Below are 7,819 nucleotides of genomic sequence, written 5' to 3'. Positions count from 1 at the left end.
TTGCGTTGAAAGCACACTGTGCTTTCAACCTTTAGCAAGCTCACGCTCCGAATTGCCTTCGCGCGCTACGCTTTAAGCGCTTCGGCAGGTCGTCGCGCTATCACGCGCCACCAAGGAAGGCGAAAGTGCCGAAGTAAAGCGCTGCCGCAACAGCAACCGACGGCACAAGCGCACACACAACCAGGAACCACCAGTCACGCGCATGAACGCTACTCACCCTCGCATGTGAACGCGCTCCAACTCCACCAAAACCGCGCGCTTCCATAGCCGTAGCAAGGGTTGTCGAACGCCTAATCGAAAGTACGAGTAATGCAAACGACTGAGGGAAGAAAGCCCTCACGCGATGCTCATCACCCAAACCGCGCGAACGCCTCGATGCCGTCAGCGCCGCCCAATCATCCTGCAACACACCAAACAGCCTGATTCCAGCCAAACCACCATACACGAAGCGGTCCGGCAAATGCAGCACTTGGCTAAAAGCATCCGCTAAATCTGTAGCATCCATGCCAATCACTGTTACTATCGCAGGAATACCAATCGCCAAAATCCTCAGTGACGTTGCCACAGCCAGCATTGCTGAGCGATCCGTAGCATGCATTAGCCACCACTGGAACCAAGTATTTCCACCACTTTTACCGTATAACAGCACAGTGAGCGCGGACGTTGGCGCCCCCACCCACACAGGCCACGAAAGGCGAATCACACGCCAAGGCGGAAGCTTTATGCACGCAAAAATCACAAATTCCAGCAGCAAAGCTATAGACGCTGAAACACAATCAAGAGTAAATAACAGCGGTATGGAGGCAATGAACGCTCCAAAAATGCGAAATACAGGGTTCATTGACGCAAGAAGCGGTGAACGACTAGAAAGTTTCGCTTCCTCATTGCGATTATTGACAGCGCTCACTTTAATGCGCGAAATTTCAGTTGCGCTAGTAGTAGCAGAAAGTGCGGCAGACGATTTACGCTCACCACTTACTCGAGTTTTTTGGGAAGCAACAGCAACTAATTCCCCACTCACAGCATCAGAATCTACTACAGAAGCACAATCTTCCCCACTTTCGTTAGCATTCTTGCTTTCGTTAGCATTCTTGCTTACTTCAGTATCCGCCACCAACTCAACTAAACGTGCTCCAAGAGCCTCAACCAACTCGCGGTCGTGCGTCACCACAATAATACTCACGCCTTCGCTGCGAAGGCTTGCAATCAAACGAATAATCTGCAACCAAGTTTTATGATCCTGACCAAAAGTCGGCTCATCCAAAATCAGCACACGCGGAGCCGCAGCAAGAGAAGCTGCCACAGTCAAGCGTCGTTTTTCACCTCCCGAAAGCGTGTACGGATTCGCCTTCGCATAACGAGCCAAACGGAATCGCTTCAGCAACTCCTCAGCCTTCGCGCGCGCCTCATCCGCTGAAACCCCTGTGCGAAGCGGTCCTAACATAACCTCATCAAGCACCGAACCACACGCAAACTGGTGCTCTGGATTCTGGAAAACGTAAGAAATTCGTTTCGCTAAATCTGGCGATTTCCACTTCATTGGATCCGTGCCATTTGTACCTTCAGCAAGAGCATCACTCGCCACAACTTCACCGCTTACTGCCGGCAAAAGACCTGCCAAAGTGAGCGAAAGCGTTGACTTTCCAGCACCGTTCGCACCAACCAAAGCTGTAATCTGCCCGGCTCTAAACTCAAGATTGATGTGCTTAGCAATCGGCTCACTATTATGGCTGATTGCGAGATCCCTTGTGGAAAGCAGCACTTCTCCGTAGCCTTCTGCCGGATCGCAGTTTTCGTAATATTTTTCAGAAGATGCTGCATTTTCGGAAGATTTACTTGCGGAAGATTTACTTGCGGAAGATTTTGCGTTGCGCTTGTAACGCTCCGGAAGCCAAATACCAAGATCCTCAAAATCTAAATCAGTGCGCGTAAACACATCGTCTGGCGTGCCGTCCGCCACAATCACTGTGCGCGAAGAAGCAGCGCGCGCAATATCGTCGTCGTGAACGCTTTCGTCGTTCGCAGCTTTTCCGCTCGCAGCTTCATCATTCTTAAGCCCAAGCACTACCACGCGGTCAATCATATCAATCCACGGCTCCGCGTGATGCTCCACAAGCACCATTGTGGCACGCGTCGAATCCAAAACCGCGCGAACAGCACCCACAATCTGCTGCGTGCCATCCGGATCCAAATTCGCAGTCGGCTCATCCAAAAGCAACACGCTCGGCTGCATAGCAAGCGCACCAGCAAGTGCCAAACGCTGCAACTGGCCGCCGCTTAAATGAGCAGTCGCACGATGCAATTGCAAGCCATCCAAGCCAACTTTTTTAAGACTTTCGCGCACACGACTCCAAATCTCACTGCACGGAACGTTCATATTTTCCGGACCAAACGCAACGTTATCACCCAAACGCTGGAAAATTGCCTGTGCATCCGGATCTTGCAAAACCAACCCAACTCTGCCGCGCGCCTTACGAACTGGTATACCATCAACCAGCACGCATCCCTCGCTCACACCACCGTCAGCGTCTTCAACAAGCACAGCCCGCTGTGATTTCGCAGAAACCATATTATGAGCAGAATTGTTTGAAGAACTAGAAGAATTAGAAGAACTAGAAGAACTATTAATAGCACTGCTTTCAAGACTATTCTTAACTACAACATCATTGCCAATCAGCCCAGCAGCACCACTTAAAATCGTGGATTTACCAATGCCTGATGCACCCAGCAGTAGCACACGCTGACCAGCATGAATTGTGAGGTTTAATCCGCGCACAGCAAAGTTGCGTCGGGAAGCATGACGATAACCCCAATTCTTAAAACTAAGCTCAGCATTACTAGCATTACTACTATTACTAGCGTTATTATCGCGCGAAGCTGTCGGAAGGAAAGTTTCAGCTTTACGCATGCAAGATGCCTTCGCAGAATCTGCAAAATTCATAGCATCCGTTTCAGCAACTGCTGGTTGAGCAGCATCAGGCATAGTAAATCCTTTATGGCAATGATAGGTGTTTAGTTTTTAATATTCAGTTATAATCTTTAGTTTTGTTATAATCTTTAGTTTTAACTTCTCTACTTCTTAACTTTTCTTTTTAACTTCTCTACTTCTTAGCTTCTCTTAACTTAGCAATTTTGCTAACTTCTCATAGTACTAACTTCTCATAGTAAAAACATTGTTGCATTCGCTTCTACGCAGCGAAGAAACTTTCGTTTTTTATATTGAGTTATAGAGAGATTTAGTAATTAAGTAGTTAAGTAATTAAGCGCGAGCTTCACGACCAGAAGCAAACTGATCAAGTGCGCCAGTTTTAGCAATTCCCAAATACAGGAACCACATCAAAATACCAGCGATAACAATGCCGGATACCACAGTGCTGACGAGGTATGGGAGACCATACTTACCTAAAACGTCAATACCCTGCAACTTGCCGAGGAAAGTGTAGCCCCAGCAGCCAATACCAGTCAATGCGCCAGAAAGAATCATGGTGTTCAAATTCCACTTTTTGTAAGCAAAAATAATGAAAGCAATCTCAGCAAAAAGACCCTGCACCACTGCAATAGCGAAGGTTTCAGCACCACCCCACTGGTTGCCCATCAAAGCTTCAAGCACACCAGCAACAACTTCTGCATAAATGGCAGCACCCGGCTTACGCACGATAACAGCAGCTAAAGGAGCGGCAAAAAGCCAAAGACCATTAATAAGACCGCCAAAACCTGGAACAATGTTGTCGAGTGCAGCCCAAGGAACAGCATAAAATACAGCGACAACCCAATAAATAAAAGCAGAAACAACACCAATAACTGATGCAACTGCAATATCAGCAACACGCCACTGCATATTTACTTGATAATTTTCTTCTGACATAAAAAATGTGCCTTTCTTGTTGTGTGCTGCGGTACACTTTGCAACACCTTTTCAGGCACGGGAAAAATAGACCTCCGTGCGCCGGTACTACCCGGATTCACGTTCAAGCGGTTTCTTCTCAGCTCTGCGCAAACGAACACACACAAACGCGTTAACACAAAGCACCCGTGTCGATTGACGATTGTACGGCACTGCGTCGACGCCAACCCTCCAAACATGAGACAAATCCCCCCCCACATTTGGAGCGCCACACAACAAATAACCCTCCAAACGCGAGACAAATCCCCCACGCTTGGAGCGATAAGCAACCCCAAACTCTCCAAATGCGAGGTAGATTGCGCACATTTGGAGCAATGTACAACAATAAAAAAACGTGCGTAAGCACCGAACAAACAGCACTTACGCACGCTCATCATCCTATTTTCAAAAAACTCACTTACCGCGCATCGCACGACGGCTAATACGCTGCGGACGAGTCGGATCAATACCTTTTGGAATACCGAAACCACTCTTGCTTTGCAATGTACGCAAACGCTCATTCAAAATCGCTAACTCTGTTTTCGTGAGGAAGAAGCGGCGGTTTGGATGAATCTTATCCATCAAAGCGAACTTATGTTTCACAGGTTGTAAGGTTTTTGCACGCAATACTTTTCCGCGCAATTCCTTAAGCTTCACCTGGTTTTCACCATTGCCAACAGCCATACGGTAGACAGGTATATTGGATCCTGCAGTTACGCTTTTTATAGCATGCTCTTGACGATCCATCGCATGCATTAAACGCTCATAATTGCCCTCACCAATAAGGAAAATTCCATTAAAACCAGTACCGCGCCAAATAGCATCTTTCGTGCGAGGATCCACCCACACAGGTTGCTGTGGAAAAGTAAATCCACCCTTGTTAATAGCTGAAACAATGCCAGCTGCCGCTCCTGGGCGACCCTCTAACTTTGCGTAACCAACTTTATCTGCGCGCTTCGTAAGCACAAACGTAAACAGCAGCAAACCAACCATCACCGCTGTAATAATCATCATAACCCACGTTACTATTGACCAGCGCAGCACCAAGCCAGCCACTACAGCTACAACTATTGGCACCACAAATGCCACAGCCAGCCATAGCGGCAGTTGCTTATCATCCGCATGCGTGTACTTGTAAATACGGATAATCTGTGAAAGCATACCCTGCTTTTTTACAGATTGCTTCGCATTTTGTGATGCACCTTGTGCTTTACTTTGTGCTTTACCTTGTGCCATGCGTTTATCCCCTGATATTCGCCTATTCTTGAGTTATTGAGTTATTGAGTTATTGTTGCGCGCTTATTTTTGCGCTTATTTTTTACACTATCTCAAATAATAATAGTCGATTGTGCAAATATTAATAAATTATTGCATACAATATCGTTACATTATTGCATACAATATCATTTATTTTCGCTTACTTTTGCTTATTTTCGCTTACTTCGGCCAATTTCCGCGCTTTGGGCTGCTCGGTTTCGGCAAACGCCAGCGCCTCATCTGCATCGCACGACTCCACGCATACATACCCGATCGCGACTTACGAGACACTGCAACATCACCAAAACGCTGAACCAATTCCTTACGCAACTTGCGCCACATAATGAACATGTCAATCACCGAAGCAAATAAATACGTATATAACAGCACAGCGAGCACGATGTACACCGTCATAAACTGCGAAAATGCAAATAAGCAAGCCATAATCACAACTGCAACTGGTACGAAAAATTCACCAATATTAAAGCGTGCATCCACATAATCGCGAATATATACACGCCATGGAAGCTGCTCTACCTTTGGCATATGAGCCACATCTCCGGTACGCATTGCTTCATATTGAATATTTTCGCGCTCCCTTATTCGAGCGCGCGCTTGCTTTGCACTCGCCTTACGATCAGCAGGAACAAGCGGACGAAGATTTTGTGCCTGTGCCGCACTACGCTTAGGAGTAGGCGCATTTTTTTCGCGAGATTTCGGAGCTGATTCCGATGCTGATTCCGAACGAGTCGACGCGCCGACTGTCGTTTCGTTGGCTGCGGATTTCTTTGCAAATGGATTCCATGTCATGTTTGCAGATTACTCAACAGACTAGACGCATACAGGCGCGACGGAAACGACATAAACTTTACGCACGTGTAAAGAAAAAGTCGGTTACGTACGAAAAAGCGGCAGAAACTTTACAGCGTTGCAAAGTTTATGCCGCCTACGCGCAAAATTAGCCAGAATTACTCGCCCAATCGATCCAAAAGCAGAGCTTCAGTAACAATATTTCCGCGCAATCCCGGCAACGAAATCGACTCGTTCGGACTGTGCGCATTGGACTTAGGATCTTCCGGACCCGTCACCAGCACCTGCGCCTTCGGGAAGATGCGCTGAAGCTCCGGAATAAACGGAATCGAACCACCCTCGCCCTTATTTACCGGCTCCACACCGAAAGCATCGCGCATAGAAGCGAGCGCATCCTTCGTTGCAACAGCATCTGGGTCCATTGCCCAGCCCATGCCGTTATCAATCGGCTCTGCAGTAACTTCTGCACCAAAAGGCGCGTGAGATACCAAGAAGTCACACAACGCTTTTTGCGCTTCTTCCGGACGCTGCGAAGGCGCGGTACGAAGCGAAAGACGCAACTTAGTTTCGTGCGCAATCACATTAAAACTGCCCTCAACAGGATGCGCGTCCATGCCGATTACCGTAAGGCTCGGCTTAGTCCACATGCGCGCGGCAAGAGAGCCGGTGCCGGCAAGCTTATAAGAATCAACAACGGAAGCGTCGGCACGCACCTGCGCTTCGTCTAAATCGCGCTGCAAACCGCCAACTGGCTCCTCTGCTTTAATTCCAGGCACAGCCAAGTCGCCAGCCTCGTTGTAAAGCGATGCAACAAGCATGGAAGCTAACGTGTAAGCATCCAAAATTGGGCCGCCGAACTGACCGGAATGTACTTGATGGCCAAGAACTTTAACTTTTACGTCCACGTCGGTATTTCCGCGCAAACTCGTTGTGAGGCTTGGGATTTCGGCAGACCAGTTACCTGAATCAGCCACGATGATTACGTCGGATTCAAACTCATCTTTATGTGACTCAATGAACGGAATGAAGCTTGGCGAGCCCATTTCTTCTTCGCCTTCAATAAAGACTTTAATATTTACGCGCAAATCGTCACTAAGTGCGCACAAAGCTCCGTAGTGAATTGCGATTCCGCCGCCATCGTCTGCAGATCCACGTCCGTAGAGGCGACCGTCAATCTCCTTGCCTTCAAATGGGTTCGTGTTCCACTCAGATGGATCTGGCACTGGTTGCACGTCGTGGTGAGCGTAGAGTAAAACCGTTGGTGCACTTGGGTTTACAATGCGCGAGCCGACTACTTCAAAAGCACCTGGAGTGCCGTCCGGATTTGTGGACTGCTCGACGCGCGCGTCAATACCAACTTCACGCAATACCCCGGCCACGTATTGCGCGGACTTGCGCATATGCTCACCATCAATGCCCTTAGCAGAGACAGCAGCCAGCGAAATCTTCTTATTCAACACAGAAACTACGTCATTCCAAGCGTTTTGCACGCGAGCGCGCACGTCTTCGACAGCCAAACCTGCCATAAATCCTCCCGAATAAAAGTAACAGAGCAGTAATTGATGCCTGTAAAACTATATCTAAATTATACCCAAACTATGCACGCAACTATGTCCGCAAACATGAGGAAACGCGAGAAAAGTTGCGCGCGTTTGGAGCAATATGCCAGACAAAACCCTCCAAATGCGAGAAAAGTTGCGCGCATTTGGAGCGATACACCACGCCAAACCCTACAAACACGAGAAAAGTCGCGCACGTTTGGAGCGCTTAGTTTAGTTAGCCCTCTCAATGCGAGCAGCAACCCAATCAACGATATAAGGCGCGCACTGCTCAACCTGATCCATCGCAACTTCAAACTCGTGCGGGCCG

5 protein-coding genes, 1 pseudogene and 1 riboswitch are annotated in these 7,819 nt (G+C 48.1%); all 6 genes and pseudogenes read right to left on the bottom strand.

From position 1 onward, the window contains the following. Positions 1–100: 100 nt before the first annotated feature. Positions 101–2,983, bottom strand: coding sequence for an ATP-binding cassette domain-containing protein (locus tag HMPREF3208_RS02970; RefSeq protein WP_064347162.1), 2,883 nt, complete (start codon positions 2,981–2,983; stop codon positions 101–103). Between the two features lie 276 nt (positions 2,984–3,259). Beyond that, on the bottom strand, positions 3,260–3,865 hold the full coding sequence (locus tag HMPREF3208_RS02965) for an ECF transporter S component (RefSeq protein ID WP_016636963.1): 606 nt from the start codon (positions 3,863–3,865) through the stop codon (positions 3,260–3,262). Positions 3,866–3,920: 55 nt separating this feature from the next. Beyond that, positions 3,921–4,044: riboswitch (TPP riboswitch) on the bottom strand. Between the two features lie 253 nt (positions 4,045–4,297). Then, the gene (locus HMPREF3208_RS02960) at positions 4,298–5,119 is read right to left on the bottom strand and encodes a DUF4191 family protein (RefSeq protein WP_064347160.1); all 822 of its coding nucleotides are present in this window, start codon (positions 5,117–5,119) and stop codon (positions 4,298–4,300) included. Positions 5,120–5,320: 201 nt separating this feature from the next. Further along, complete coding sequence (locus HMPREF3208_RS02955; RefSeq protein WP_064347157.1) at positions 5,321–5,950, bottom strand: DUF3043 domain-containing protein; 630 nt, start codon at positions 5,948–5,950, stop codon at positions 5,321–5,323. A 158-nt stretch (positions 5,951–6,108) separates the two neighbouring features. Further along, complete coding sequence (locus HMPREF3208_RS02950) at positions 6,109–7,476, bottom strand: dipeptidase (protein ID WP_064347154.1); 1,368 nt, start codon at positions 7,474–7,476, stop codon at positions 6,109–6,111. Between the two features lie 246 nt (positions 7,477–7,722). Beyond that, positions 7,723–7,819 (bottom strand): annotated as a pseudogene (locus tag HMPREF3208_RS06665) (low molecular weight phosphotyrosine protein phosphatase); the annotation flags it as partial.

Origin of the sequence: Gardnerella vaginalis (genome assembly GCF_001546485.1) — a bacterium.
GTDB lineage: Bacteria > Actinomycetota > Actinomycetes > Actinomycetales > Bifidobacteriaceae > Bifidobacterium > Bifidobacterium vaginale_D.
Note: the sequence above shows the minus strand (reverse complement) of the source record. Positions and strands in the feature narration are given on the sequence as shown.

Bases quoted from the DNA above. Each gene is read 5' to 3' on its own strand.
- HMPREF3208_RS02970 (WP_064347162.1), bottom strand. From the start codon at position 2,983: ATGCCTGATGCTGCTCAACCAGCAGTTGCTGAAACGGATGCTATGAAT.
- HMPREF3208_RS02950 (WP_064347154.1), bottom strand. From the start codon at position 7,476: ATGGCAGGTTTGGCTGTCGAAGACGTGCGCGCTCGCGTGCAAAACGCT.
- HMPREF3208_RS02960 (WP_064347160.1), bottom strand. From the start codon at position 5,119: ATGGCACAAGGTAAAGCACAAAGTAAAGCACAAGGTGCATCACAAAAT.
- HMPREF3208_RS02965 (WP_016636963.1), bottom strand. From the start codon at position 3,865: ATGTCAGAAGAAAATTATCAAGTAAATATGCAGTGGCGTGTTGCTGAT.
- HMPREF3208_RS02955 (WP_064347157.1), bottom strand. From the start codon at position 5,950: ATGACATGGAATCCATTTGCAAAGAAATCCGCAGCCAACGAAACGACA.